Raw genomic sequence first — 25292 nt, forward strand, 5'->3', positions numbered from 1 at the left:
GGTCTCAGCCCTTCTGCTTCCGGCGCCGGGCGGCCGGCACCGTACGGCCGACGATCACAGTGCGTCGGGGGGTCTTGGTGGGCTCGGCGTCGGTCCTGCCCAGGGCCTTGCGCACCCCGTAGCCGAAGGCCGCGACCTTGACCAGCGGACCACCGAAGGTGGAGGCCACGGTCGAGGACAGCGCGGAGGCGTTGGAGGTGACCTCCTGGACGTCGCTCGCGATCGCGTCGACCCGGTCGAGCTGGGTGCGTGCGGAGCGCACGGTGGTGGAGGCGTCGGCGAGCAGCGGAACCGCCTGCTCGGTCACGTCCGCCACGAGCTTGGTGGTCGCCTTGAGCACCTGGGCCAGTCTCACCAGCACCACGGCGAGGAAAGAGACCAGGATGGCCCAGAAGACGGCCACGAGGATCCCGGCCACCTCTCCACCGGACACGTTTGCACCGCTTCCTGCACATAGATCGCTGGGTATGAAAAGTCTTCTCCGACCCTATCGCGCCGGAGATCCCCGGCCGTACCGGAATTCCGGCACGGGCCCGGAAAACAGGAAGCCCGCCGGCTCCCCCGAGGGGGAACCGGCGGGCTGACCAGCCTGTGGGGCTACGACCGCCGGAAGATCAGCGGGCGTAGTACTCGACGACGAGCTGCTCGTCGCAGATGACCGGGATTTCCTTGCGGTTCGGGTCGCGGTCCAGGCGGAAGGCCAGGGCCTTCAGGTTGACCTGCAGGTAACGGGGGGTCTCGCCCTCGCCTGCGTAGCCACCCTCACGGGCAACCTGGAACGGAACCTTCTCGCGGCTGCGCTCGCGAACCGTGATCACGTCGTCCGGGCGGACGCGGAACGACGGCTTGTCGACCTTGGCACCGTTGACCTCGATGTGGCCGTGGACCACCATCTGGCGGGCCTGGTAGATGGTGCGGGCGATGCCCGAACGCAGGACCAGGGCGTCGAGGCGACGCTCGAGCTCGACGACCAGCGCCTCGCCCGTCTTGCCTTCGGCCTTCTTGGCGCGGTCGTAGGCGCGGGCCATCTGACGCTCAGAGATGTCGTACTGGGCGCGCAGACGCTGCTTCTCGAGCAGACGAACCTTGTAGTCCGAGTTCTGCTTGCGGCCACGGCCGTGCTCGCCCGGCGGGTAGGGGCGGGCCTCGAAGTACTTGACGGCCTTCGGGGTCAGCGCAATGCCGAGGGCACGCGACTTCTTGACCTTGGGTCGCTTCTGGTTCACGTGGAACCTACCTCCATGTAGTCAGGTGAGACTTACCGGTAACGAGGGGGACGTAATGTCTCGACCACATGGGATCCCCCTGCCCAGTGCGCATCGGAGTTCGGGTTCCAACGAAACGGAATCCGCTTTCGACGACGTTAAGCAGGGTCAGCCGCGTCCCAGGGAAGGCGTTCGGCAGCTCACCGGAGCCGAACGCGTACGAACCCTCGTAGAGTCCAACGCCTCAGTATCCCCCACGTGGGCGGATGCTCCTGACACCAGGAGCCGCCGCGGTGCGGGACAGGGGGGCCGGCCGCTTTCGGCCGTCACCCCGGACGGGGACGCGATCCTCCGTGTTTCCGCGGAATCCGCGGCCGCAGGGGCCGCCGCTCACGTCCAGGTCCGGCCTCACCCCGTGATCGAGATCACGGATGTGGCGCCGGTTTCCGTGGACCATCGTATCCGAGGCCGCGGCGGGCGCGGGGCGGCCCCCGGGCAGGTCAGGCGCGCTCCCCGCGCAGCCGTTCGCGGACCTTCTCCACCACGTCCGCGTACCGCGCCTCGGCGCCGTAGCGCGTCGGCTCGTAGTACCGCTTGCCATGGATCTCGTCGGGTGCGTACTGCTGTGCGGCGATCGCGCCCGGCACGTCGTGCGGGTACACGTACCCCACCGCGTGGCCGAGCTTGGCGGCGCCCTTGTAGTGTCCGTCCCGCAGGTGCGCCGGGACCGCGCCGGCCAGCCCCGCCCGTACGTCGGCCAGGGCCGCGCCGATCGCCGTCGTCGCGGTGTTCGACTTGGGGGCCAGCGCCAGCGCGATCGTCACGTGCGACAGGGTCAGCGCCGCCTCCGGGAAGCCGATCATGGCCACGGCCTGGGCCGCCGCGACAGCGAGCGGCAGGGCCGTCGGGTCCGCCAGTCCGATGTCCTCGCTCGCGGAGATCATCAGGCGCCGCGCGATGAACCGGGGGTCCTCCCCCGCCTCGATCATCCGGGCCAGGTAGTGCAGGGCCGCGTCCACGTCCGAGCCCCGGATCGACTTGATCAGCGCGCTCGCCACGTCGTAGTGCTGGTCGCCGTCCCGGTCGTACTTGACGGCCGCGCGGTCGACCGACTCCTCGAGCGTCTGGAGGGTGATCTCCGGCTCCCCCTTGGCGATCGCCGATCCGGCGCCCGCCTCCAGCGCCGTCAGGGCCCGGCGGGCGTCGCCCCCGGCGATGCGCAGCAGGTGCGCCTCGGCGTCGGCCGGCAGGGTCACGGCCCCGCCCAGTCCCCGCTCCTCGGTGAGTGCGCGCCGTACCAGCGCGCTGAGGTCGTCGTCCGTCAGCGGCTCCAGCGTCAGCAGCAGGGAGCGGGAGAGCAGCGGCGAGATGATCGAGAAGTACGGGTTCTCGGTGGTCGCCGCGATGAGGGTGACCCAGCGGTTCTCCACTGCCGGGAGCAGCGAGTCCTGCTGCGCCTTGCTGAACCGGTGGATCTCGTCGAGGAAGAGGACCGTCTCCTTGCCGTACCCGCCGGCCGCCCGCCGGGCGCCCTCGATGACGGCGCGCACTTCCTTGACGCCCGCGGTGATCGCCGACAGCTCCACGAACCGTTTCTGTGTCGCCTGGCTGACGACGTAGGCGAGGGTGGTCTTCCCGGTGCCGGGAGGACCCCACAGGATCACCGAGGACGCGCCTGCCGGTCCCCCGGCGCCTTCCCCCACCAGCCGCCGGAGCGGCGCGCCGGGTTTGAGCAGGTGCTGCTGGCCCACGACCTCGTCCAGGGTGCGCGGGCGCATCCGGACGGCGAGCGGAGAACTGGACGGGTCCTTCTCCTGGCGGTCCTCGGCGGCGGCGGTGAAGAGATCTGGTTCCACACCGGAAGCCTAAGCGAGGCCGCTGACAGCCAGGGGGCCCTCACGGGGCCGTCAGGAGGTCCAGAAGTCCCACCAGCGGGTCAGGATCAGCATCCCGATGATCCCGATGTGCAGGACGGGCAGCACCCAGGTGAACTCGTCGAGGAAGCCCCGCAGCCAGCCGGGGGCCGGCAGCATGCGCGTGCGCACGTTGTGGGCGGTCACGTACCAGAACATGAGGATCGTGGCGACCCAGGCGAGGCAGCACCACAGGCACAGCGAGTTGATGTTGTACAACGACTGGTACATCAGCCAGGTGCAGAAGCCGACGCCGAACGCGGTGCCCGCGTTGAACGTGAGCCAGTACCAGCGGCGCACGCGCGCCCCCGCCAGCAGGCTCATGCCGACGCAGATCACCATCCCGTAGGCCACGAGCCCCAGCATCGGGTTCGGGAACCCGAAGACGGCCGCCTGGTCGCTCTTCATGATGTTGCCGCAGGAGACGATCGGGTTCAGGCTGCAGCCCGGGGTGAAGTTCGGGTCCTCCAGCAGCTTGAACTTGTCGATGGTGATCACCCAGGCGGCCAGCAGCCCGGCCGCGCCCGTGATCACCAGCAGCAGCGCCAGGGCCCGGCTGCCGCCGGAGGTCCGGGCGGTGTCCGCGTCAGAGCCTGTTGTCGTCATCCCGCCCGCTCCACATCTGCAAGGTCATCAAGCACCGGCCATTGTGCCGCACGCGGGAGCCCCGGGGCCGTTCGATGGAGATAAGGACGGTCCCGGGGGCCGGTCACGGCGAAGGGGCGGGCCGGGGGCTCTCCCCCGGCCCGCCCCTCCCCGGCGCCGGCCGTCAGGCCAGCTGCGCCCGCAGCACCTCGACCACCTCGGCGAGGGCCACCGGGTTCTGCTCACCGGACTCCAGGTCCTTGAGCTGCACCACGCCCTCGGCGAGGTCCCGGTCGCCCGCGACGATCGCGAAGCGGGCGCCGGAGCGGTTCGCGTCCTTCATGGCCCCCTTGAGGCCCTTGCCGCCGTACGAGATGTCCGCCGCGACACCGGCCCGGCGGAGCTCCGTGACCAGCCCGAACAGCACCGGCTTCGCCTCGCCGAGCGCCACCGCGAAGACCGACGTGGCCGCTGGGGTGTCCAGCTCGACGCCCTCCGCCTCGAGCGCCAGCACCGTACGGTCCACGCCCAGCGCCCAGCCCACCGACGGCAGCGCCGGGCCGCCGATCATCTCGGACAGGCCGTCGTAGCGGCCACCGCCGCCGACCGCCGACTGCGAGCCGAGACCGTCGTGGACGAACTCGAAGGTGGTGCGCGTGTAGTAGTCCAGCCCGCGCACCAGCTTCTCGTCGTCCTCGAAGGGGACGCCGGCCGCCGTGATCAGCGCCCGCACCTCCTCGTGGTACTGCTTGCACGCGTCGCACAGGTAGTCCCGCAGCACCGGGGCACCGACGAGCTGCTTCTGCACGTCGGCCCGCTTGTCGTCGAGGACGCGCAGCGGGTTGATCTCGGCCCGGCGCACGGTCTCCGCGTCGAGGTCGAGGCCGCTCAGGAAGGCCTGGAGCGCCTCCCGGTACACCGGGCGGCACTCCTTGTCGCCGAGCGAGTTCAGCAGGATGCGGAAGTTGCGCAGGCCCAGCGAGCGGTACGCCTGGTCGGCCAGGATGATCAGCTCGGCGTCCAGGGCCGGGTCCTCGGCACCGATGGCCTCGGCGCCGACCTGCGAGAAGTGGCGGTACCGGCCCGCCTGCGGGCGCTCGTAGCGGTAGTAGGAGCCCGAGTACCAGAGCTTGACCGGCAGGTTGCCCTTCTTGTGCAGGCTCGCCTCGAGTGCCGCGCGCAGCACCGAGGCCGTGCCCTCGGGACGCAGCGCCAGCTGGTCGCCGCCCTTGGTCTCGAAGGCGTACATCTCCTTGGAGACGATGTCGGTGGACTCGCCGACGCCGCGCGCGAACAGGCCGACGTCCTCGAAACCGGGCGTCTCGATGTAGCCGTAGCCGGAGTTCCTCAGCGGTGCGGCGATGGCCTCACGTACCGCCAGGAACTTCACGGAGACCGGCGGGATCAGGTCGTAGGTGCCCTTGGGGGCCTTGAAGGTGCTCACGGAAGTCTCGTCACATTCCTCGTCGTGGGGCGGCTGCGCCGTCCCCCAGGCCGGCGGCGACGTCCCGCAGGTACGGGTTGGTCGCGCGCTCGCGCCCGATGGTGGTCTGGGGACCGTGGCCGGAGAGCACCACCGTCGAGTCGTCCAGCGGCAGGCACACGCGGGCCAGCGAGCGGAGTATCTCGGCGTGGGAGCCGCCGGGCAGGTCGGTGCGTCCGATGGAGCCGGCGAAGAGCAGGTCGCCGGAGAAGAAGACGGACGGGATGTCCGCGGTCTCCGGCGTCCGGAAGGTCACCGACCCCTTGGTATGTCCGGGCGCGTGGGCCACCGAGAAGTCCATCCCGGCCAGCTTGAGGCCCGCTCCGTCGGTCAGTTCGCGGACGTCGTCCGGTTCGCCGACGGTCAGCTCGCCCATGAGCGGCATCCCGATGGAGCGGCCGAGGGCCTTCTCCGGGTCGCTCATCATGTAGCGGTCCTCCGGGTGGATCCAGGCCGGTACGTCGTGTGCTCCGCACACCGGGACCACCGAGGCCACATGATCGATGTGGCCATGGGTGAGGACGACCGCGACGGGCTTGAGCCGGTGCTTCTTCAACGTCTCCTCGACGCCCTGGGCGGCCTGGTGGCCCGGGTCGATGATGACGCACTCCTCACCGGCGGCGGGGGCGACCACATAGCAGTTGGTCCCCCAGGCCCCTGCGGGGAACCCGGCAATCAGCACGTTCGTCCTCAATCGTCGTCCGGCGTGAGCTCGGGCGGCGCGCACGGGGCGCGATGCCGCTGATCAGAGCCTACCGGGGCGGCTCATGACACAGCGAACCCATATACGGTACGGACTGCCCCAGCCCGGACAGCGGTACCAGAGACGTACAAGGAGACGACCGGTGGTCAGCAGCGATCAGCGTCGGCGACAGCTCGCCAGGGAGAAGTACGAGCGCCAGCAGCAGCGGCGGGCAGAGGCCCGGCGCAAGGCGCGCCGCCGGGCGGCGGTGGTCGGCGCGGCCGCGGCCGTGGTGGTCGCGACGCTGGTCGGCCTCGTGGCGGGCGGCGTCTTCGACGGCAAGGACGAGAAGACCGAGGCGTCCAGCACCCCCTCGCCCTCCGCGTCCCCGACCCCCAAGCAGTCGCCGCCGGCGATGGCGATCGACGACAAGGCGAAGTACACCTTCGCCCTCAAGACGAGCGCGGGCGACGTCACGTTCGAGATGGACGCGGCGAAGACCCCCCAGACCGTCAACTCGTTCAAGTCGCTCGCCGACAAGGGCTTCTTCGACAACACCAAGTGCCACCGCCTGGTCACCAGCGGCATCTTCGTGCTCCAGTGCGGTGACCCCCAGGGCACCGGCATGGGCGGCCCCGGCTACACCATCCCGGACGAGAACCTCGACGCCCTGGGCAAGCCGAACGCGCAGGGCCAGGTGATCTACCCGGCGGGCACGGTGGCGATGGCCAACACCGGCCAGCCCGGAACCGGCGGCAGCCAGTTCTTCCTCGTGTACAAGGACAGCCCGCTCGCGCCCTCCTACACGCCCTTCGGCAAGATCGACGCGGCCGGACTCAAGGTCGTGGAGGACATCGCCAAGGCGGGGACGGCCGACGGGGCCCAGGACGGCGCTCCGAAGAACCCCGTGACCATCGAGAAGGGCACCGTCACCAAGAACTGACCGGGACTCGGACGCGGCGGCCGGACGCGGCCGGCCCGGCGCCCGTACGTCGATATTGCGTCGTGCGGGATGCGGACAGCCGGCCCGGCGGTCGCCTATGTTGGCGTTGTGCAGGGCGGGCGCGGCCCGCCCCAGGAAACTGTGGACGATGCCCGGGGGTGAACCCCTCGCGAGGCATCAGGTGGAGGAGGCGCTGTGAGCAGCGACCCGTGGGGCCGAGTCGACGAGACCGGCACCGTGTACGTGCGTACTGCCGAGGGCGAGCAGGTCGTCGGCTCCTGGCAGGCGGGCACCCCTGAGGAGGCCCTGGCCTACTTCGAGCGCAAGTACGAGGGCCTGGTGGTCGAGATCGGCCTCCTCGAACGGCGGGTGCGGACCACCGATCTGTCCGCCAAGGACGCCCAGACCGCGATCGACCACCTGCGTACGCAGGTGGACGAGCACCACGCCGTGGGTGACCTCGACGCGCTGCGCGTCCGGCTGGACAAGCTGGTCGCGACGGTGGAGTCGCGGCGCGAGGAGCGCAAGGTCCAGAAGGCCAAGCAGGCGGACGAGGCCCGGGCGGCCAAGGACGCGCTGGTCACCGAGGCCGAGCAGCTGGCACAGAGCGACCAGTGGCGCAGCGCGGGCGAGCGGCTGCGCGCCCTGGTGGACATCTGGAAGGGGCTGCCCCGGCTCGACCGCAAGTCGGACGACGAGCTGTGGCACCGTTTCTCGCACGCCCGCTCGGCGTTCTCCAAGCGCCGCAAGGCGCACTTCGCCTCGCTGGACGCGCAGCGCGAGGAGGCCCGCAAGGCCAAGGAGAAGCTGGTCGCCGAGGCCGAGTCGCTGTCGAAGTCGACGGACTGGGGTCCGACGGCCGCCCGCTACCGGGAGCTGATGGAGAGCTGGAAGGCGGCGGGCCGGGCGCAGCGGGAGGCGGAGGACGACCTGTGGAACCGCTTCCGCGGTGCGCAGGACGTGTTCTTCGCGGCCCGCAGCGAGGTCTTCGCGGAGCGCGACGCCGAGCAGGTGGAGAACCTGCGGCTCAAGGAGGAGCTGGCCGAGGAGGCCGAGAGGCTCGTCCCGGTGACGGACCTGAAGGCGGCCCGGGCCGCGTTCCGCTCCCTCAACGAGCGGTGGGAGGCCATCGGCCACGTACCGCGTGACGCGCGGCCCAAGGTCGAGGGCCGGATGCACGCGGTGGAGCGGGCCATCCAGGAGGCCGAGGAAGGCGAGTGGCGGCGTACGAACCCGGAGGCGCGGGCCCGGGCGGCCGGTCTGACGGGTCAGCTGCAGGCGGCCGTCGACAAGCTGCGCGAGCAGATCGACGCGGCCCGCGCCACGGGCAACAACGCGAAGGCCGACAAGCTGTCCCGGGAGCTGGAGGGCCGCCAGGCCCTGCTGGACCAGGCGCTCAAGGGCCTTGAGGAGTTCGGCGGCTGATCTCGCCGCCCTCCTGCGCGGAAGAAGGCGCCTGCGCGGAAGAAGTTGGCCCCGGTACGCGCGTACCGGGGCCGCCTTCCGTGCGACCGAGCCTACGGCCGGCGGGCCGAGGTGACGCGGTAGACGTCGTAGACGCCCTCGACGCCACGCACGGCCTTGAGGACGTGTCCCAGGTGCTTCGGGTCGCCCATCTCGAAGGTGAACCGGGAGGTGGCCACCCGGTCGCGGGAGGTCTGCACGGCCGCCGAGAGGATGTTGACGTGCTGGTCCGACAGGACGCGGGTGACGTCCGACAGCAACCGGGACCGGTCCAGCGCCTCGACCTGGATGGCGACCAGGAAGACGGAGGACTGGGTGGGCGCCCATTCGACCTCCAGCATCCGTTCGGGCTGCTGGGAGAGCGAGTCCACGTTGACGCAGTCGGCGCGGTGGACCGAGACGCCGCTGCCGCGCGTGACGAACCCGATGATCGGGTCGCCCGGTACCGGGGTGCAGCAGCGGGCCAGCTTGACCCAGACGTCGTCGACGCCCTTGACGACCACACCCGGGTCGGCGCTGCCGCGGCGCTTGCGTCCGCGCGAGGGCGGGACGCTCTCCTCCATGTCCTCGTTGGCCGCGTCCTCGCCGCCGAGGGCCTGGACCAGCTTCTGCACGACGCCCTGCGCGGCCACGTGGCCCTCGCCGATCGCCGCGTACAGGGAGGAGATGTCGGGGTAGCGCATCTCGTGCGCGAGGGTGACGAGGGAGTCGCCCGTAAGGATCCGCTGGATCGGCAGGTTCTGCTTGCGCATGGCCCGGGCGATGGCGTCCTTGCCGTGCTCGATGGCCTCGTCGCGGCGCTCCTTGGAGAACCAGGCGCGGATCTTGTTGCGGGCGCGCGGGGATTTGACGAAGCCCAGCCAGTCGCGGGACGGCCCGGCGCCTTCGGCCTTGGAGGTGAACACCTCGACCAGGTCGCCGTTGTCCAGGGTCGATTCGAGCGGTACCAGCCGCCCGTTGACCCGCGCCCCTATGGTGCGGTGGCCGACCTCGGTGTGGACGGCGTACGCGAAGTCCACCGAGGTGGCGCCGGCGGGCAGCGCGATGACGTCGCCCTTGGGCGTGAAGACGAAGACCTCGTTGCGGGAGAGGTCGAACCGCAGTGAGTCCAGGAACTCGCCCGGGTCCTCGGTCTCCTTCTGCCAGTCCAGCAGCTGGCGCAGCCAGGCCATGTCGTTGACGGTGTCCTGGCCGGCGCTTCCCTTGGCCGCCTGCGGGACGTCGGTGCGGACCTTGGAGGTGCCCGCGACGGTCTGCTGCTTGTACTTCCAGTGCGCGGCGATGCCGTACTCGGCGCGGCGGTGCATGTCGAAGGTGCGGATCTGGAGCTCGACCGGCTTGCCGCTGGGTCCGATGACCGTCGTGTGGAGCGACTGGTACATGTTGAACTTCGGCATCGCGATGTAGTCCTTGAACCGGCCGGGGACCGGGTTCCAGCGCGCGTGCACGGTACCGAGGGCCGCGTAGCAGTCCCGGACGGTGTCCACCAGGACCCGGATGCCGACCAGGTCGTAGATCTCGGCGAAATCGCGGCCCCGCACGATCATCTTCTGGTAGACGCTGTAGTAGTGCTTGGGCCGGCCGGTGACGGTGGCCTTGATCCGGGCCGCCCGGAGGTCGGCCTGGACCTCGTCGGTGACGATCGCGAGGTACTCGTCCCGCTTGGGGGCCCGCTCGGCGACCAGGCGCACGATCTCGTCGTACATCTTGGGGTACAGGATCGCGAAGGACAGGTCTTCGAGTTCCCACTTGATCGTGTTCATGCCCAGCCGATGCGCCAGCGGGGCGTAGATCTCCAGGGTCTCGCGGGCCTTCTTCTCCTGTTTCTCCCGCTTGAGGTAGCGCATGGTGCGCATGTTGTGCAGGCGGTCGGCGAGCTTGATCACTAGCACCCGGGGGTCCTTGGCCATGGCCACGACCATCTTGCGCACGGTCTCGGCCTGCGCGGCCTCGCCGAACTTGACCCGGTCCAGCTTGGTGACGCCGTCGACGAGCAGGGCGACGGCATCGCCGAAGTCGCGTCTGAGCTGTTCGAGGCCGTACTCGGTGTCCTCGACGGTGTCGTGCAGCAGGCCCGCCATCAGGGTGGCCGGGTCCATGCCGAGCTCGGCCAGGATCGTCGTCACCGCGAGCGGGTGGGTGATGTACGGGTCACCGCTCTTGCGCTTCTGCCCGCGGTGCCAGCGCTCGGCCACCTGGTACGCCTGCTCGATCTGGCGCAGGGTGGCCGTCTCGATCTTCGGGTCGTTGCTGCGGACTATGCGCAGCAGCGGTTCCAGTACCGGGTTGTACGGGTTGGAACGCTGGACCCCGAGGCGGGCGAGGCGGGCGCGCACGCGGTTGGACGACCCGGCGGACTTCGCCGGAGCGGGCTTGACCGGCGGGACCGGCTTGACCGGCGGGGCGGGCCTGACCGGCGGGGCGGGCGGGGGCGTGGCGGCGGCCGCCGCGGCCTGCTCGGCCTGCGGGTCGGGCTGAGCGGCGGAGAGTGGCTGGACCTCGTCTGGCAAGAGCGCTCCTCTGGGGGTCCCCCCGGACGCAGTCCGGAGGAGGATCCGGAGCCCCGGTCAGGTCCGGATAACCCATGGTAGCGAGGGTTGCGTCCCCCCGTTCTCCGAGCCTCCTCCCGGTTCGCGGAACGGTCGCGTACGCGAAAGCGGCGGGTACCCGGGAGATCCCGGGTACCCGCCGCCGCGGCGCCTCGGCGCCGTCAGACCACGATCAGCGCGTCCAGCGGGGCGCCGCCGAGGGCGGGCTCCAGCCTCGCGCGTCCGGGCAGGAAGGACAGCTCCATCAGGACCGCCACCCCCGCGACCTCGGCTCCGGCCCGCCGGATCAGCGAGAGCGAAGCCTCCGCGGTGCCGCCGGTGGCCAGGACGTCGTCGATGACCATGACCCGGTCACCGATCGCGAGGTCCTCCGCGTGGACCTCGATCTCGGCGGTCCCGTACTCCAGGTCGTACGCCTGCCCCAGCGTCGCACCGGGCAGCTTGCCGGCCTTGCGCACCGGCACGAAGCCGATCCCGGCCTGCACGGCCACCGGCGCGGCCAGGATGAACCCGCGTGCCTCCAGCCCGACGATCTTCGTCGCGCCGTACCGCAGCGCCAGCGACGCCAGCGCGTCCGTCAGCGCCGCGAAGGCCTTCGGGTCGGCGAGCAGGGGGGTGATGTCCTTGAACGTCACACCCGGCTTGGGGTAGTCCGGTACGTCCTTGATCCTGCTGAGGAGCAGCTCGCGCACCTCGGGCGTGCACGCGGTCACCGGCGCCGCCTTCCCTGGCCCTGCGCGACGACCTGCGGGCCGTCCTCGGCGTCGGGCCCGTCGTCCGGGGACTCTCCCTTGGCAGCCGCGGCCGCCCGCTTGGCGAGCACCCGCTTGCGCAGCGCCTTCATAGCCGGCTCGCGCTCCTTGAGGTCGACGACCAGCGGGGTCGCGATGAAGATCGAGGAGTACGCGCCGGCCGCGAGACCGACGAACAGCGACAGCGAGATGTCGTTGAGCATGCCCGCGCCCAGGAAACCGCCGCCGATGAACAGCAGCGCGCCGACCGGGAGCAGCGCCACGACCGTGGTGTTGATCGAGCGGACGAGCGTGCCGTTGATGCTGCGGTTGGCGACCTCGCTGAACGTGTAGCGGGTCTGCTTCGTGATGTCCTTCGAGCCCTCCTTGAGACCGTCGAAGACGACGACGGTGTCGTAGAGGGAGTAACCGAGGATCGTCAGCAGACCGATCACGGTGCCCGGCGTGACCTCGAAGCCGACCAGCGCGTACACGCCGACGGTGATGGTGAGGTCGTGGATCAGCGCGACCAGGGCGGCCACCGCCATCCGCCATTCGAAGGCGATGGCGAGGTAGAGCACCACGAGGACCATGAAGATGCCGAGGCCCGTCCAGGCCTTGTTGGCGATCTACTCGCCCCAGCTGGGGCCGACGAGGTCGGCGTTGATCTGGTTCGCGTCGACCTTGAGGTCGGTGGCGAGCTGCTTCTTCACGCCGGTCGCGTCGTCGGTGTCCAGACCCGAGATCTGGATCCGCATGCCGCCGGTGCCGAGCTCCTGGACGATCGCCTCGTGACCGGAGGCCTTCTTGGCGTCCTCGGTCACATGGGCGACCGAGACGGCCGTCTTCGGGGTGGTGAAGACGGCACCGCCCTTGAACTCGATGCCCATGTTGAGGCCCTGAACGGCCAGGGCCACGATCGCCGTGATGGTGATCAGGATGGAAACGCCGTACCAGAGAAAGCGCTTGCCGACGAAGTCGTATCCGACCTCACCGCGGTACAGCCTGGCGCCGAGATCTCCCAGCTTCGACATCTCACGCCTCCTTTGCGTCGACGGGGGCGGGCACGGCCGTGGCGGTCGCTCCGCCGGCGGTACGACGGGACCGGCGCAGCGGCGGCTTGGCGCCCAGGCGCTTGGGGTCCAGCCCGGACCACGGGTGGCCGCTGGAGAAGAACTTCGTCCGCGCCAGCAGGGTCATGACGGGCTTGGTGAAGAGGAACACCACGACCACGTCGAGCAGGGTGGTCAGACCCAGGGTGAAGGCGAAGCCCTGCACCTTGCCGACGGTGACGATGAACAGCACCGCGGCGGCGAGGAACGACACGAAGTCGGAGACCAGGATGGTGCGCCGGGCCCGCGGCCAGGCACGCTCCACCGCCGGACGCAGGGTGCGGCCCTCGCGGATCTCGTCGCGGATGCGTTCGAAGTACACGATGAACGAGTCCGCCGTGATGCCGATCGCGACGATGGCACCGCAGACGGCGGGCAGGTTCAGCGCGAACCCGATGCCCTTCCCGAGCAGCGCCATGATCGTGTAGGTGAGCAGCGCGGACACCAGGAGGCTGACGATGGCGATGAAGGCCAGACCCCGGTAGTACACGAGCAGGTAGATCACGACGAGCGCGAGGCCGATCGCGCCGGCGATGAGGCCGGCCTGGAGCTGCTCGCTGCCGAGCGCGGGCGTGACGGTGGTGACGCTGTCCTCCTGGAAGGAGAGCGGCAGCGCGCCGTACGACAGCATGTTGCCCAGGTCCTGGGCGGACTGCTGGGTGAAGCCGCCCGAGATCTCGGCGTTGCCGCCGGTCAGCGCCTGGCTCACGGACGGGTCGGAGATGACCTCGCCGTCGAGGACGATGGCGAACTGGTTCTGCGGGGACTGCTTGGTGGCGAGCTCACCGGTGATCTTGGCGAACTTGTCGGCGCCCTTGTCGGTGAACTGCATGGTGACGATCCACTGGGCGCTCTGCGGGTTGATCGCGCCCTTGGCGTTGTCCACGTCCTGGCCGTTGACGGCGGCCGGGCCGAGCACCCACTTGCCCCAGGTGTTACCGCGCTTGCCGCAGGCGAGCGTCGGGTCCTCGGGCTTGACGTCCTTGCCCACCGTGGCGCGCTGCTTCTCGTCGTTGCAGTCCAGCGCGGCGAACTTCGCCTGCAGGTCCGCGACGGCGGCGTCGGCGCCCGACGGGGTCGGGGCCGGGGTCGGCGCCTTGTCGTCTGCCTTCTTCGACTCGCTCGCCGAAGGCGAGGGAGAGGGGGCGCCCGGGGCCTTGAGGGCCTCGCTGAGCACACGTCCCTGGGAAGTGGCGCTGGACGACGGGGTGGCCGAGGAGCCGGGCTTGCCGTTCTCCGCCTTGGGGGCGCCGGAACCGCTCGCGGAGGGGCTCGGTGCACCGCTCGTGGAGGGGCTGGGCGTCCCCTGCGGGGTGATCGGGGCGCCGTCGGCGAAGGCCAGGACAGGGCGGAAGTACAGCTGGGCGGTGGTACCGACCTGCTCGCGCGCCTGCTGCTCGTTCATCCCGCGGGGGATGTTCACGATGATGTGGTCGCGGCCCTGCGTCTGGACCTCGGCCTCCGAGACGCCGAGACCGTTGACGCGGCGCTCGATGATGCCGACCGCCGTGTTCATGTTGGTCTCGTTGACCGCGTCCGGCTTGCCGGGCTCGCTCTTGGCCTTGAGCGTGATGCTCGTGCCGCCCGCGAGGTCGATGCCCAGCCGGGGCGTCGTCTGCTTCGTGAGGAACATCCCCGCGGTGAGCGCCACCATCGCGATCAGGATGATGGCCAGGGCGCGCCCCGGCCTCCCCTGAGCCCCCGTGGGCCGCCGGCCCTTCTTCGGTGCTGCCACCTTGTCGTATCTCCCTGTCCAACCGCCCCGCGCCGGGTCAGCGCGCGGACGGCCACGAAATGTGTGGTGGGGACCCCTGCCCCCCGCAGAAGTGTCGCTGACGGGGACCGCGCCGGCCGCCGGTCAGGCGCCGTCGCGGTCCCCGGCCGGTCGCTACTTGGCGCCGGCCTCGCCGTCGGTCTTGCCGTCCTTCGGCTCGTCGCCCTTGGGCTCGTCCTTCTTGCCCAGGTCGAGCTTGGGAGCTTCGTCCTGGTCCTTGGAGAGGTCGGTCTTGACCGGCTCGTCCGTCTCGCCCGCGGTCAGCGAGGAGGCGTCGTCCGGTACGACCGGCGCGTCGCCGACCGGCTCATCGGTGATGCCGTGGACGATGCGGTTGTACTCCGCGTCCTCCAGGACCGCGCCGATGGCGTTCTTGGCGTAGATCGCGTGGACACCGGGGGCCACCTCGAGGGTGAGGGTGTCGTCGCCGATCTCCTTGACGGTGGCGTACATGCCGCCGATGGTGCGGACGCCGGTGCCGGGCGTCAGGTGCTCGCGCATCTGCGCGGCGGCCTGCTGCTTCTTCTTGGCGGAGCGGGTCATCAGGAACATCGCCCCGATGAGCACGATGAATGGGAGGAGCATGCCGATATTCACGGGACGAAGATCCTTCGCACGACCGCGCGGGAGGCGGCCTTTTCTACGGGGGTGGGCATACCGACCCGAAGGGTCGGCATCGGCGGAGTCTAGGCGAGTCCGCACCGATGGAACAACGCCCAGCATGGCACCGCGGTTCCTGGGCGGTCGAACCTCCGCGCCGTCACGCCCCGAACAAGCCCTGTTGTCCGCTTGATCCACTGCTTGATCCACCGGCTCCCTGCCCGGGCGGGACAAGGCCCAGGTGAGCCCATGCGGCGGGGGTCGCGACCCGCCCGCGCGGGGTACGCGCCAGCAGCCCCTCGCGGACCAGGAAGGGCTCGGCGACCTCCTCGACGGTCTCGCGTTCCTCACCGACGGCGACGGCGAGGGTCGACAGGCCTACGGGTCCGCCGCCGAACAGCTTGAGCAGCGCCTCCAGCACGGCCCGGTCCAGCCGGTCGAGGCCGCGCGCGTCCACCTCGTACACCTGGAGGGCGGTGCCGGCGATCTCCCGGGTGATCACTCCGTCGGCCCGCACCTGGGCGTAGTCCCGGACCCGGCGCAGCAGGCGGTTGGCGATGCGCGGGGTGCCGCGCGAGCGTCCGGCGATCTCGGCGGCCCCGGCGGTGTCGATCTCCACGTCGAGGAGGCGGGCGGAGCGGTGGATGACGCGTTCCAGCTCCTCGGGGGCGTAGAACTCCATGTGCCCGGTGAAGCCGAACCGGTCCCGCAGCGGCGGCGGGAGCAGCCCGGCGCGGGTGGTCGCGCCGACCAGGGTGAAGGGCGGCAGCTCCAGGGGGATCGCGGTCGCGCCCGGGCCCTTGCCGACGATCACGTCGACGCGGAAGTCCTCCATGGCCATGTACAGCATCTCCTCGGCGGGCCGGGACATGCGGTGGATCTCGTCCAGGAAGAGCACCTCGCCCTCCTGCAGGGAGGAGAGGATCGCGGCGAGGTCCCCGGCGTGCTGGATGGCGGGGCCGGAGGTGATCCGGATGGGCGCGCCCATCTCCGCCGCGATGATCATGGACAGGGTGGTCTTGCCGAGGCCGGGCGCACCGGAGAGCAGGACGTGGTCGGCGGTGGCGCCGCGCTGGCGGGCCGCCTTGAGGACGAGGTCCAGCTGCTGGCGGACCTTCTCCTGGCCGACGAACTCCCCGAGGTCCTTGGGGCGCAGGGCCGCCTCGACGGCGGTGTCCTCGCCGTCCGCCGCCGCCGCGACAATGCGGTCGCTCTCGTCGTCCCAGTTCACGGTGTCAGTCTGCCTTCTCGGTTCGTACGGTGATCATCGTCCCGCCCGCGGCGGTGTGCGGGTCAGCGGGCCCGGTTCAGGGACTGCAGGGCGGCGCGCAGCAGCTGCGGGACCGGCGCCGAGCCGCCCGCGGCGAGGGCGGCCTCGGCCTGCGGGGTGACGGCGGTGACGGCTTCCTCGGCCTCGCGGGAGGCGTAGCCGAGGCCGATGAGGGCGGCGGAGAGCTGCTCCGTCCAGGGCGCGGGGCCGGTGGCGGCGGCCCGCTGGGCCCCCACGACGGCGCCCAGCGGCGCACCCAGCTTGTCCTTGAGCTCCAGCAGCAGCTTCTGCGCGCCCTTCTTGCCGATGCCCGGCACCGCCATCAGGGCCTTCTCGTCGCCCGTGGAGACGGCCAGGCGCAGGGCGTCGGGGCTGTGGACGCCGAGCATGGCCTGGGCGAGCCGGGGACCGACCCCGCTCGCGGTCTGGAGCAGCTCGAAGACCTGACGTTCGTCGTCGTCGGCGAAGCCGTACAGGGTGAGCGAGTCCTCCCGTACGACCAGGGACGTGGCCAGCCTGGCCGTCTCCCCCAGCCGCAGGCCGGCGATGGTGGCCGGCGTGCACTGGACGGCCATGCCCACTCCCCCGACCTCGATCACGGCCAGGGCGGGGGCGAGGGCGGCGACCGGGCCGCTGACGAACGCGATCATGAGGGGCGGCCTTTCACGGCGGAGGCATGCAGGGCGACCGCCTGCTGGAGGCGGTTTTGGGCGGGGGCCCGCCAGATGTGGCAGATGGCGAGCGCGAGGGCGTCGGCGGCGTCGGCCGGTTTGGGCGGGGCGCTCAGCCGCAGCAGCCGGGTCACCATCGACCCGACCTGCGCCTTGTCGGCCCGGCCGGAGCCGGTGACGGCGGCCTTGACCTCGCTCGGGGTGTGCAGGGCGACCGGCAGGCCGCGCCGGGCCGCGCACAGCATGGCGACGGCACTGGCCTGGGCGGTGCCCATCACCGTGCTGACGTTGTGCTGGCTGAAGACCCGCTCCACGGCGACGACTTCGGGCCGGTATTCGTCCAGCCACTCCTCCATGCCGCGTTCGACGGCGACGAGCCGCAGCCCCAACTCGGCGTCGGCGGGCGTCCGCACGACCCCCACTCCGAGCATGGTGAGGGGACGGCCGGCGACCCCCTCGACCACGCCGACACCGCACCGCGTCAGCCCCGGGTCCACACCGAGTACGCGCACCTCGCCCTCCCCCCTCTTTCGCTCGCCTGTCCGTGTGCAGGCTATCGGGCCGCACTGACATGACGACGGGCCGACGGGGTGTGTCCCCGTCGGCCCGTCACCACACGCTGGGCGGAAGCGAAGTCCTACGCGTCGACCTTCTCCATGACCTCGTCCGAGACGTCGAAGTTGGCGAAGACGTTCTGCACGTCGTCGCTGTCCTCCAGCGCGTCGATCAGCTTGAAGATCTTGCGCGCGCCCTCCTCGTCGAGCTCGACCTGCATGGTCGGGACGAAGCTGGAGTCGGCCGAGTCGTAGTCGATGCCCGCCTCCTGGAGCGCGGTCCGGACCGCGACCATGTCGGTGGGCTCGCTGATGATCTCGAAGGTGTCGCCGTTGTCGTTGACCTCTTCGGCCCCGGCTTCGAGCACCGTCTCCAGGACGTCGTCCTCGGTGAGCTCGCCCTTGGGCAGCAGGACGACGCCCTTGCGGTTGAACAGGTACGAGACCGAGCCCGGGTCGGCCATCGAACCGCCGTTGCGGGTCATGGCGACGCGGACGTCGGAGGCGGCACGGTTGCGGTTGTCGGTGAGGCACTCGATGAGCACCGCGACACCGTTCGGGCCGTAGCCCTCGTACATGATCGTCTCGTAGTCGGCGCCGCCGGCCTCGAGGCCGCCGCCGCGCTTGACCGCGGAGTCGATGTTCTTGTTCGGGACCGAGCTCTTCTTGGCCTTCTGAATGGCGTCGAAGAGCGTCGGGTTGCCGTCGATGTCGGCGCCGCCCATCCGGGCCGCGACCTCGATGTTCTTGATCAGCTTCGCGAAGAGCTTGCCGCGCTTGGCATCGATCACGGCCTTCTTGTGCTTCGTCGTAGCCCATTTAGAGTGGCCGGACATCCGCCTGTCTCCTTCGCGTCACCAACAGTGTTCGTCACCGATCCTACCGGGACCTGATTACAGCCCCGCGCGCACCATGTCGACGAAGTACGCGTGAACGCGGTCATCGCCGGTGAGTTCCGGGTGGAACGAGGTGGCCAGCACGTTGCCCTGCCGCACGGCGACGGTGTGGCCGTCGTACGTGGCGAGCACCTCGGCGGCCGCGCCGACCGACTCGACCCACGGGGCACGGATGAAGACGCCCTCGACGGGGCCGCCCCCGATGCCCGCGAAGTCGATCTTCGCCTCGAAGGACTCGTTCTGCCGCCCGAAGGCGTTGCGGCGCACGATCATGTCGATGCCGCCGAGCGTCTCCTGGTCCTCACGGCCGTCCAGCAGCTTGTCCGCGAGCATGATCATGCCCGCACAGGTGCCGTAGACCGGCATCCCGGCCCGCACGCGCTCGCGCAGCGGCTCCAGCATGCCGAACAGCACGGCCAGCTTCGACATGGTCGTGGACTCGCCGCCGGGGATGACCAGGGCGTCGACCTCGGTCAGCTCCTCGGGACGCCGGACCGGCCTGGCCACGGCGTCCGCCGCGGCCAGGGCGATCAGGTGCTCCCGTACGTCGCCCTGCAGAGCCAGGACACCGATGGTGGGAGTCGTCATTACCAGCCCCGGTTGGCGTAACGCTCGGCCTCGGGCAGGGTGTCGCAGTTGATGCCGACCATGGCCTCGCCCAGGTTGCGGGAGGCGTCCGCGATGATCTTCGGGTCGTCGTAGAAGGTGGTGGCCTTCACGATGGCGGCGGCGCGCTTGGCCGGGTCGCCGGACTTGAAGATGCCGGAACCGACGAAGACGCCCTCGGCGCCGAGCTGACGCATCAGGGCGGCGTCGGCCGGGGTGGCCACGCCACCGGCGGAGAACAGCACGACGGGGAGCTTGCCGAGCTCGGCGACTTCCTTGACCAGCTCGTACGGGGCGCGCAGCTCCTTGGCGGCGGCGTACAGCTCGTTGTTGTCGAAGCCGCGCAGCTTGGCGATCTCGTTCTTGATCTGGCGCAGGTGGCGGACGGCCTCGACGACGTTGCCGGTACCGGCCTCGCCCTTGGAGCGGATCATGGCCGCGCCCTCGGCGATGCGGCGCAGGGCCTCGCCGAGGTTGGTGGCACCGCAGACGAAGGGGGTGGTGAACGCCCACTTGTCGGAGTGGTTGACCTCGTCGGCCGGGGTGAGGACCTCGGACTCGTCGATGTAGTCGACGCCGAGGGACTGCAGGACCTGGGCCTCGACGAAGTGGCCGATGCGGGACTTGGCCATGACGGGGATCGAGACGGCCTCGATGATCTCTTCGATCATGTTCGGGTCGGACATGCGGGCGACCCCGCCGTCCTTGCGGATGTCGGCCGGGACCCGCTCCAGGGCCATGACGGCGACGGCGCCGGCGTCTTCGGCGATCTTCGCCTGCTCGGCGTTGACCACGTCCATGATCACGCCGCCCTTGAGCTGCTCGGCCATGCCGCGCTTGACGCGGGAGGTGCCGATAGCCGACTCAGCGGACTGCGGGGTGGAGGGAAGCGTGCTCACGGATTGACCTCACTCGAAGGAAGAAGGGTGCTGCGGTACTACAGCACTGAGGAAACCCCCCGCGTCCAGTCCACTGCAAGGGCCAATGAGGAGCCGGTGGCTCCTTCCGATTTGGCCATCCGGTACAAGTACGCACGCCGACGGGTCCCCGGCAGCCCTCAGGGGCGGTCGGCGAGGTCCGCGGGCGGCTCGTCGTCCATCTCGAAGGCGAGCGGGAAGGGGGCGTGGCCCGCCAGGCGGAACCAGCGCACCTTGCGGTGCCTGCGCAGGGCCCGGGCGGCCCGCACGGCGTCGTTGTGGAAGCGCCGGGCCATCGGCACCCGGCGCACGGCCGCCGCGAGCTCCTCCGCGGCCGCCACCCCACCGGGCGCCGCCTTCACCGCATCGACCTGGTCCGCGTCGGCGAACACCGCGCGCAGCGCCTGGCTCAGCTCGCTCTCGGCCACCTCGCGCTGCTCCTCCTCGGCCTGCCGCGCCGCGTGCGCCGCTTCGTACAGCACCAGCGAGGACGCGGGGTCGAGCACCCCGGAGGTGGCCACCTCCAGCACCACGGAGGCCCGCCGGACCAACTGCGCGTCGAGCGCGGCCCGCGCGGCGTCCATCCGCGAATGCAGCCGGTCGAGCCGCCCGGCGGTCCAGCTCAGGTACACGCCGACGACACCGAGCGCGAGGACGATCCAGACAAGGGTTTCGATCACGGACCGCGAGCCTACCGCCCGGCCACACTACGCATGCCCGGCCTCCGGCTCGAGGCTCTTCTCAGGCCGCTTGACGGCACACTGCCGCCTCGATCTCGCCGGGGTGAAGCACTGCAGACGCGTGCTCGCCCCAGTGCGGGGCCGCTGCGGCCAGCTTGTCCGCGAGCTGCCGCGAGAGCTCCAGCCTGACCGCGGCATCCTGCTCCCCGGCGATCCGCCGCCCCCAGCGCACGGTGTCCACCACAGCGGACTTCACCGCCTCGTAGGCAAGGTAGTACTCGAGATCGGCCCTCCAGCCCTGGCGGTACCCGTCGGGAACCTGCCGCTCCCACCCCTGTGCCACCGCGCGCCGCTCGGCCGGTCCGTAAGCCATCTTGTGCAGGTGATCGGCCAGTTCGTACACGGGGTCACCCCACAGAGCGAGCTCCCAGTCCAGGAGTGCGATTCCGCCGTCCTCGGTGACGATCATGTTCTGTCGGTGGATGTCCGCGTGCAGGAGCCCGAAGCGGCGTCCCCTCAGATCGCGCACCCTGTCGCGCAGCGTCCGACAGGGGTCCGCCGGGACCCCGAGGGCCCGGTAGAGCCCTTCGACTCGATCGTCCGCCCGCCCGCGGATCACCCCTACCAGCTCCAGCAGACGCTCGGCGAAACCACGCGCATCGCCGTCCGCCGGCCAGTCCGGCGGGGTGGTGGGCAGCGCGGACCGAGGCACCCGGGACAGCTCGCCGAAAAGGCCCACGATGCCCCTCGCCACGGTCTCGGGCAACGGCTTGCCCTCGGGCACCAGCTCGTCGACGCGGCGCCCGGCGACGAACCGGTGGATCTGGAACGCGGGATCGGCGCCCTCGTACAGCAGTCGCGGAGCCGACGGCACCCAGGGGGCGATCGCCGCCAGCACCTCCGCCTCCGGCCACAAGGTCAGGTCCATGGGCTCGGACTTGCCCGTGCGGATGCGTACGACGACCGGTCCGCTGTCCGCCTCCACCCTGACGTTGCGGTGGTAGTGCCCCGACAGGGCCGCACCCCGCTCGCAGGCTTCCTTGTACAGGGCGATCGGGTCCATGGTCACTTCTTCCAGGGAGCGAGGAGGGAGCCGACCCGCCGGGGTGTCAGGTCGGGCAGCAAGGCCCACACCTGGCGTGCGGCATTGGTCTTCTTCGTCAGACGCTCGATGAGGAAGTCCCTCTCCTTCTGGGTGGAGCCCGCCAGTTGCTTCGAGTAGCGGACGGTGTCCACGATCGCCGACTTGATCCGCTCGTGTGCCGCGTACAGGTCGAGGTCATCGGACGGACCGACGGTGGACCGCTCCGGAAGGGTCTCTCGCCACAACCTCAGGACCTCGGTCCGCTGCTCGTCCGGATAGTCCATCTTGTGGAGGTGGATGGCAATTTCGTACAACGGGTCACCCCACAGGGCGAGCTCCCAGTCGAGGAACCAGGTGGCTCCGTCCGCCACGATCATGTTCTTCCGGTGGAGGTCGGCGTGGAGCACCGAGAACGGCCGCGGCGTGAGGGAGTCCCAGCGGGTCTCCACGACTTCCAGGGGATCATCCGGGATGCCGAGCCCGGCGAAAACCTCCCGGTACTCGTCGCGGTACGTCGTGTGGACCTGACGGGTGAGCCGGGTCAACAGGCGTGCGAATCCGCTGCTGTCACCGGAGGCGGGCCAGTGCTCCGGCAGTGGTGGTGTCTTCTCCGCCGGGATACGGCGGAGCTGGTCCAACAGCACGACCACATCACCGATCACGTGCGGGGGAACCGCTGCACCCCGTGGCGAGAAGACGTCGAGGACGCGCCCCTCGATGAAGTGGTGCACCTGGAAGCGGGGCTCCTCGGAAACGTGGCGCAGCTCCGGCACCCGCACGACGTACGGTTCGATGCAGGTCAGAACGTCTTCCTCACGCCACAGCCGCAGATCCATGGTGTCGGCGGCCGCCAGCGGAATACGCACGTTGACCTTCCCGTCGGCAGTCCGAACCCCTACGTTGCGGTTGTAGTAGCCGGCTGCGGCCCCCTCCGCCTTCTGTGCCTGCCCGAAAAGGCCCAACCAGGTCATGAGTCCACCTCGACGAACATCGACAGGACGTACTCCGTGCGTTCTTCCAGCTCTCGCGCCGCCCCCAGGGGTCGGATAGCGGGGCGCGCCCGGTCGGCCGCCGCCGTGATGTACGCGTCCTCTAAACCGATCAACTCGGTCGCCCGGTGGATGGCGAGGATCAGTGAGGGATAGACCTGGCACACCTCGAACTCACGAGTCGCGTGACGCAGCAGCGCTCCCGCCGCATCCCGCTCCCCTCGGCGCAGGAGCAGGAAGGAGCGGAACATGTCGGCGCGCGCCCGGCCAGAGCGGTAGCCCGCCCGGTCGAGGGCCGCATTGGCGTTGCGGAAAGACAACTCGGCGCGTTCCAGTTGTCCCAGCCGGATCTGCGCAAGGGCCATGGCGGTGTAAACCTTGCCGATCTCATGCTGCGCGCCGAGCTCCCGCTGCACGTCGAGAGCGGCACCCGCTTCGGCGACGGCGGCCTCAGGATCGGTGAAGGCGAGGAGCTCCGCCCGGTTCGTCCGGACGTTGGCCATACCGATCACCGAGTCGACCGCGCGATAGTCCTCTTCCGCCTGCTCCAGCAGGTCCTCGGCGCTCGCGAAGTCCATCAAGAACCGATGGCCCAGGTGCATCAGTCTCTTGAGGTCACCTCGGACGGCCCGCTCCCGGGGAGAACAGATGGCGTGGACTTCCTCGGCGAGGGCGAAGGCCCCTTGGAAGTCGCCCTGCCACATGCGGATGTCCGCGACGCAGAAGCCGGCCGAGGTCCGAGCCTCGCCCGCGTGGTCCTGCCAGACCCGTTCGAAGATCGTGGAGGCCAGTCCGCTCTCGCCGGCGATCCGCCGGGCATTGGCCCCGGCGAGCGCCAGCCTGGCCGCGACCATCGACCGTGCGGGCGTCTCGCGCACAGGTGTCAGCGCGATCGCCGCGCCGGTGTCCCCCAGCTCCAACCGGGATTCCGCTTCCAGACAGTCGGCGACGTCACGGACGACTGCCACGGACGACCGGTCCTGCTGAGGGTCCGCGGATGCCAGGTGGTCCCTCAGGTCCTTGACCATTCCGTCCACGGCCTGTCGGCTGCTCATCCCGAGGGCGCGGTCGGCGTGCCTGAGAATCTCGTCCGGCGACAGGTTGCCGGCGCGCAGCCCGTGGTACACCGCCTCCCTGAGGGGGGACGACCGGGCCACGCCCGTCCTTTCCGCTCCCCGCTCGATACGGTCCGCGAGCCCTTCCCAATGTGTAGCCAGCACCGCGTGCACCTCGCGTTTCACCGCGGGCGACAGGTGCCCTTGCAGCGCGGAGACCATCAGCTGATGCAGCCGGTACCAGCCTTCGGGCAACGGGTACGCGAAGGAGTACGCCGTGAGGGATTCCCAGGTCAGCAAGTTGGCGGGCAGGTCGAAGTGTCGCCCGACGGTGCGGAACACGTCGAGGTCGAAGGTTCTGGCGACGCTGAGCAGTTCGAGAATCCTGACCTCGTCAGGGGCCACGTGCTGCAGGAAGCGCTGGACGATCTCCTCAGACGTTCCGGCGTCCTCCGTACGCCCGGGATGCTGGACATGTGTGTCCACTGCCAGGTGGAGGTAGAACGGGACACCGGCGCTGGCCTCGGCGATCGACCGTTGCCTCGGGAGCTCCGTGATCCCCGCCTGACGCAACAAGTCGAGCCGGGCGTCCATCGGCAGGCCTTCCACCCGCACCCGGCGGATCACCGCGTCCCAGTCCTTGTCGTACGCCGCCCATGCGAGCGGCTCGCGGCTCGCCAGCACGGTGAGACCACCGTGCAACTGCCCCAGCAGATCGCGAAGCCAGGCGTCCGAGGCGAAGCTGCGGCCGCCCGGGAGCGGTGCGGGCACCATCGCTTCGTAAGCGTCGACGTACAGCACGAACGGCTGCTCCCGAGCCGACTGCCGCAGATCCTCGGCGAACAGGTAGGTCACGGCGTGACCCAGTTCCGCATTGGAGAGGCCGTCGAGTTCCCGCAGCGTGGGGTCCGCTTCGATGCGCTGCCTGCGCTGGCGATTGGCGACCGCCCGGCCGGTGAGCCTCACCAGGCCCGCCGCGGTGCCGAAGACCGGCAACCCCATGGCATCGTCCAGGATCTTCGAGAGCACCTCGCTCTCCTCGGCGAAGGGGGTGTTCTTCCGGTCCATCTGCAGTTGCGGGTGCACCCGCTGCCACAGGACCGCGTAGGCGATGTCGAACCGGTCGAACTTCACTCCCTGGGCACCGTATTCGGTGCGGAGCACGGCCAGGGCGTCCTCCTGCTGCCGCAAGGTCGGCAGTTGGAGGTCCAGCCGGGCCGTGCGGTGGCGTTCGGGCGTGCGGAGCCGTAACTCCTGCAACAGACGGGACTTCCCGATGCCTCCGACACCCACGATGTTGAGGACCCTGGGGCGTTCCGAGATCGCCTGTAGCTCCTCGTCGTACACCGCGAGCAACCCCTCGCGATTGAAGAATTGCCTCTGTAATGCGGAAACCCGTCGGTAACGCGGCCTGATGGACATGAAGACTCCCCCTCGCACCCCTGCGGCACGAAGGCGAGACTACCCACACCACAACACGGCTCACCCCGGTTGAGATACACCCGAACGAGGTTGTCCCGTACGTCCGT

General features: G+C 70.2%; 22 protein-coding genes and 1 pseudogene. 2 read left to right on the forward strand and 21 right to left on the reverse strand.

What is annotated here, in order from left to right; all coding sequences use genetic code 11:
- Nucleotides 1–4: 4 nt before the first annotated feature.
- The 6 genes from OHA81_RS06610 to OHA81_RS06635 all read right to left on the reverse strand — a co-directional run bounded on the left by OHA81_RS06610 (nt 5) and on the right by OHA81_RS06635 (nt 5868).
- The gene (locus OHA81_RS06610; protein WP_329193682.1) at nt 5–433 is read right to left on the reverse strand and encodes a DUF948 domain-containing protein; all 429 of its coding nucleotides are present in this window, start codon (nt 431–433) and stop codon (nt 5–7) included.
- A gap of 181 nt (nt 434–614) precedes the next feature.
- Complete coding sequence (rpsD, locus tag OHA81_RS06615) at nt 615–1226, reverse strand: 30S ribosomal protein S4 (protein ID WP_030026606.1); 612 nt, start codon at nt 1224–1226, stop codon at nt 615–617.
- Nucleotides 1227–1705: 479 nt separating this feature from the next.
- Entirely contained in the window at nt 1706–3061 is a 1356-nt protein-coding gene (locus OHA81_RS06620; protein WP_329193684.1) for a replication-associated recombination protein A, read from the reverse strand.
- Between the two features lie 51 nt (nt 3062–3112).
- The gene (locus tag OHA81_RS06625) at nt 3113–3724 is read right to left on the reverse strand and encodes a vitamin K epoxide reductase family protein (protein WP_329193685.1); all 612 of its coding nucleotides are present in this window, start codon (nt 3722–3724) and stop codon (nt 3113–3115) included.
- 163 nt (nt 3725–3887) lie between these two features.
- Nucleotides 3888–5147: a histidine--tRNA ligase gene (hisS, locus tag OHA81_RS06630; protein ID WP_329193687.1), complete on the reverse strand. Its 1260-nt coding sequence runs from the start codon at nt 5145–5147 to the stop codon at nt 3888–3890.
- A 10-nt stretch (nt 5148–5157) separates the two neighbouring features.
- On the reverse strand, nt 5158–5868 hold the full coding sequence (locus OHA81_RS06635; protein ID WP_329193689.1) for an MBL fold metallo-hydrolase: 711 nt from the start codon (nt 5866–5868) through the stop codon (nt 5158–5160).
- Between the two features lie 163 nt (nt 5869–6031).
- Here OHA81_RS06635 and OHA81_RS06640 point away from each other — a divergent pair, with 163 nt between their 5' ends.
- Both OHA81_RS06640 and OHA81_RS06645 read left to right on the forward strand, forming a co-directional pair.
- Nucleotides 6032–6811 carry a peptidylprolyl isomerase gene (locus OHA81_RS06640; RefSeq protein WP_329193691.1) on the forward strand — a complete coding sequence of 260 codons (780 nt, stop codon included), beginning with the start codon at nt 6032–6034 and terminating at the stop codon, nt 6809–6811.
- Nucleotides 6812–7006: 195 nt separating this feature from the next.
- Nucleotides 7007–8236: a DUF349 domain-containing protein gene (locus OHA81_RS06645; protein ID WP_329193693.1), complete on the forward strand. Its 1230-nt coding sequence runs from the start codon at nt 7007–7009 to the stop codon at nt 8234–8236.
- A 92-nt stretch (nt 8237–8328) separates the two neighbouring features.
- On the opposite strand, the gene OHA81_RS06650 is transcribed toward OHA81_RS06645, so the two are convergent.
- From OHA81_RS06650 to OHA81_RS06720, 15 genes and pseudogenes are all read right to left on the reverse strand, one after another.
- The gene (locus OHA81_RS06650; protein ID WP_329193695.1) at nt 8329–10785 is read right to left on the reverse strand and encodes a RelA/SpoT family protein; all 2457 of its coding nucleotides are present in this window, start codon (nt 10783–10785) and stop codon (nt 8329–8331) included.
- 200 nt (nt 10786–10985) lie between these two features.
- A complete protein-coding gene (locus OHA81_RS06655; RefSeq protein ID WP_329193697.1) occupies nt 10986–11537 on the reverse strand; it encodes an adenine phosphoribosyltransferase in 552 nt (183 codons plus the stop codon).
- A pseudogene (gene secF, locus OHA81_RS06660) lies at nt 11534–12589 on the reverse strand (protein translocase subunit SecF). Before secF ends, OHA81_RS06655 begins: the two are co-directional and overlap by 4 nt.
- A gap of 1 nt (nt 12590) precedes the next feature.
- On the reverse strand, nt 12591–14402 hold the full coding sequence (gene secD, locus OHA81_RS06665) for a protein translocase subunit SecD (RefSeq protein ID WP_329193698.1): 1812 nt from the start codon (nt 14400–14402) through the stop codon (nt 12591–12593).
- Nucleotides 14403–14555: 153 nt separating this feature from the next.
- Nucleotides 14556–15038 (reverse strand): preprotein translocase subunit YajC, encoded by a 483-nt coding sequence (yajC, locus tag OHA81_RS06670; protein ID WP_329193700.1) that lies wholly within the window; start codon nt 15036–15038, stop codon nt 14556–14558.
- Between the two features lie 163 nt (nt 15039–15201).
- Nucleotides 15202–16272, reverse strand: coding sequence for a Holliday junction branch migration DNA helicase RuvB (gene ruvB, locus OHA81_RS06675; protein ID WP_329193702.1), 1071 nt, complete (start codon nt 16270–16272; stop codon nt 15202–15204).
- 62 nt (nt 16273–16334) lie between these two features.
- The gene (gene ruvA / locus OHA81_RS06680) at nt 16335–16961 is read right to left on the reverse strand and encodes a Holliday junction branch migration protein RuvA (protein WP_329193704.1); all 627 of its coding nucleotides are present in this window, start codon (nt 16959–16961) and stop codon (nt 16335–16337) included.
- The gene (ruvC, locus tag OHA81_RS06685) at nt 16958–17494 is read right to left on the reverse strand and encodes a crossover junction endodeoxyribonuclease RuvC (protein ID WP_329193706.1); all 537 of its coding nucleotides are present in this window, start codon (nt 17492–17494) and stop codon (nt 16958–16960) included. The genes ruvA and ruvC overlap by 4 nt, the downstream gene beginning before the upstream one ends.
- Nucleotides 17495–17619: 125 nt before the next feature.
- On the reverse strand, nt 17620–18372 hold the full coding sequence (locus tag OHA81_RS06690; RefSeq protein ID WP_329193708.1) for a YebC/PmpR family DNA-binding transcriptional regulator: 753 nt from the start codon (nt 18370–18372) through the stop codon (nt 17620–17622).
- 57 nt (nt 18373–18429) lie between these two features.
- Nucleotides 18430–19020 (reverse strand): pyridoxal 5'-phosphate synthase glutaminase subunit PdxT, encoded by a 591-nt coding sequence (gene pdxT, locus OHA81_RS06695; protein ID WP_329193710.1) that lies wholly within the window; start codon nt 19018–19020, stop codon nt 18430–18432.
- Entirely contained in the window at nt 19020–19937 is a 918-nt protein-coding gene (gene pdxS / locus OHA81_RS06700; protein WP_030157377.1) for a pyridoxal 5'-phosphate synthase lyase subunit PdxS, read from the reverse strand. The genes pdxT and pdxS overlap by 1 nt, the downstream gene beginning before the upstream one ends.
- Before the next feature lie 158 nt (nt 19938–20095).
- Entirely contained in the window at nt 20096–20635 is a 540-nt protein-coding gene (locus tag OHA81_RS06705) for a hypothetical protein (RefSeq protein ID WP_329193713.1), read from the reverse strand.
- Nucleotides 20636–20696: 61 nt separating this feature from the next.
- Entirely contained in the window at nt 20697–21698 is a 1002-nt protein-coding gene (locus OHA81_RS06710; RefSeq protein WP_329193715.1) for an aminoglycoside phosphotransferase family protein, read from the reverse strand.
- A 2-nt stretch (nt 21699–21700) separates the two neighbouring features.
- Nucleotides 21701–22690 carry a phosphotransferase family protein gene (locus OHA81_RS06715; RefSeq protein ID WP_329193717.1) on the reverse strand — a complete coding sequence of 330 codons (990 nt, stop codon included), beginning with the start codon at nt 22688–22690 and terminating at the stop codon, nt 21701–21703.
- Entirely contained in the window at nt 22687–25185 is a 2499-nt protein-coding gene (locus OHA81_RS06720) for a hypothetical protein (protein ID WP_329193719.1), read from the reverse strand. The genes OHA81_RS06715 and OHA81_RS06720 overlap by 4 nt, the downstream gene beginning before the upstream one ends.
- Nucleotides 25186–25292: the final 107 nt, after the last annotated feature.

The organism is Streptomyces sp. NBC_00667, from assembly GCF_036226825.1.
Classification (GTDB): Bacteria; Actinomycetota; Actinomycetes; order Streptomycetales; family Streptomycetaceae; genus Streptomyces.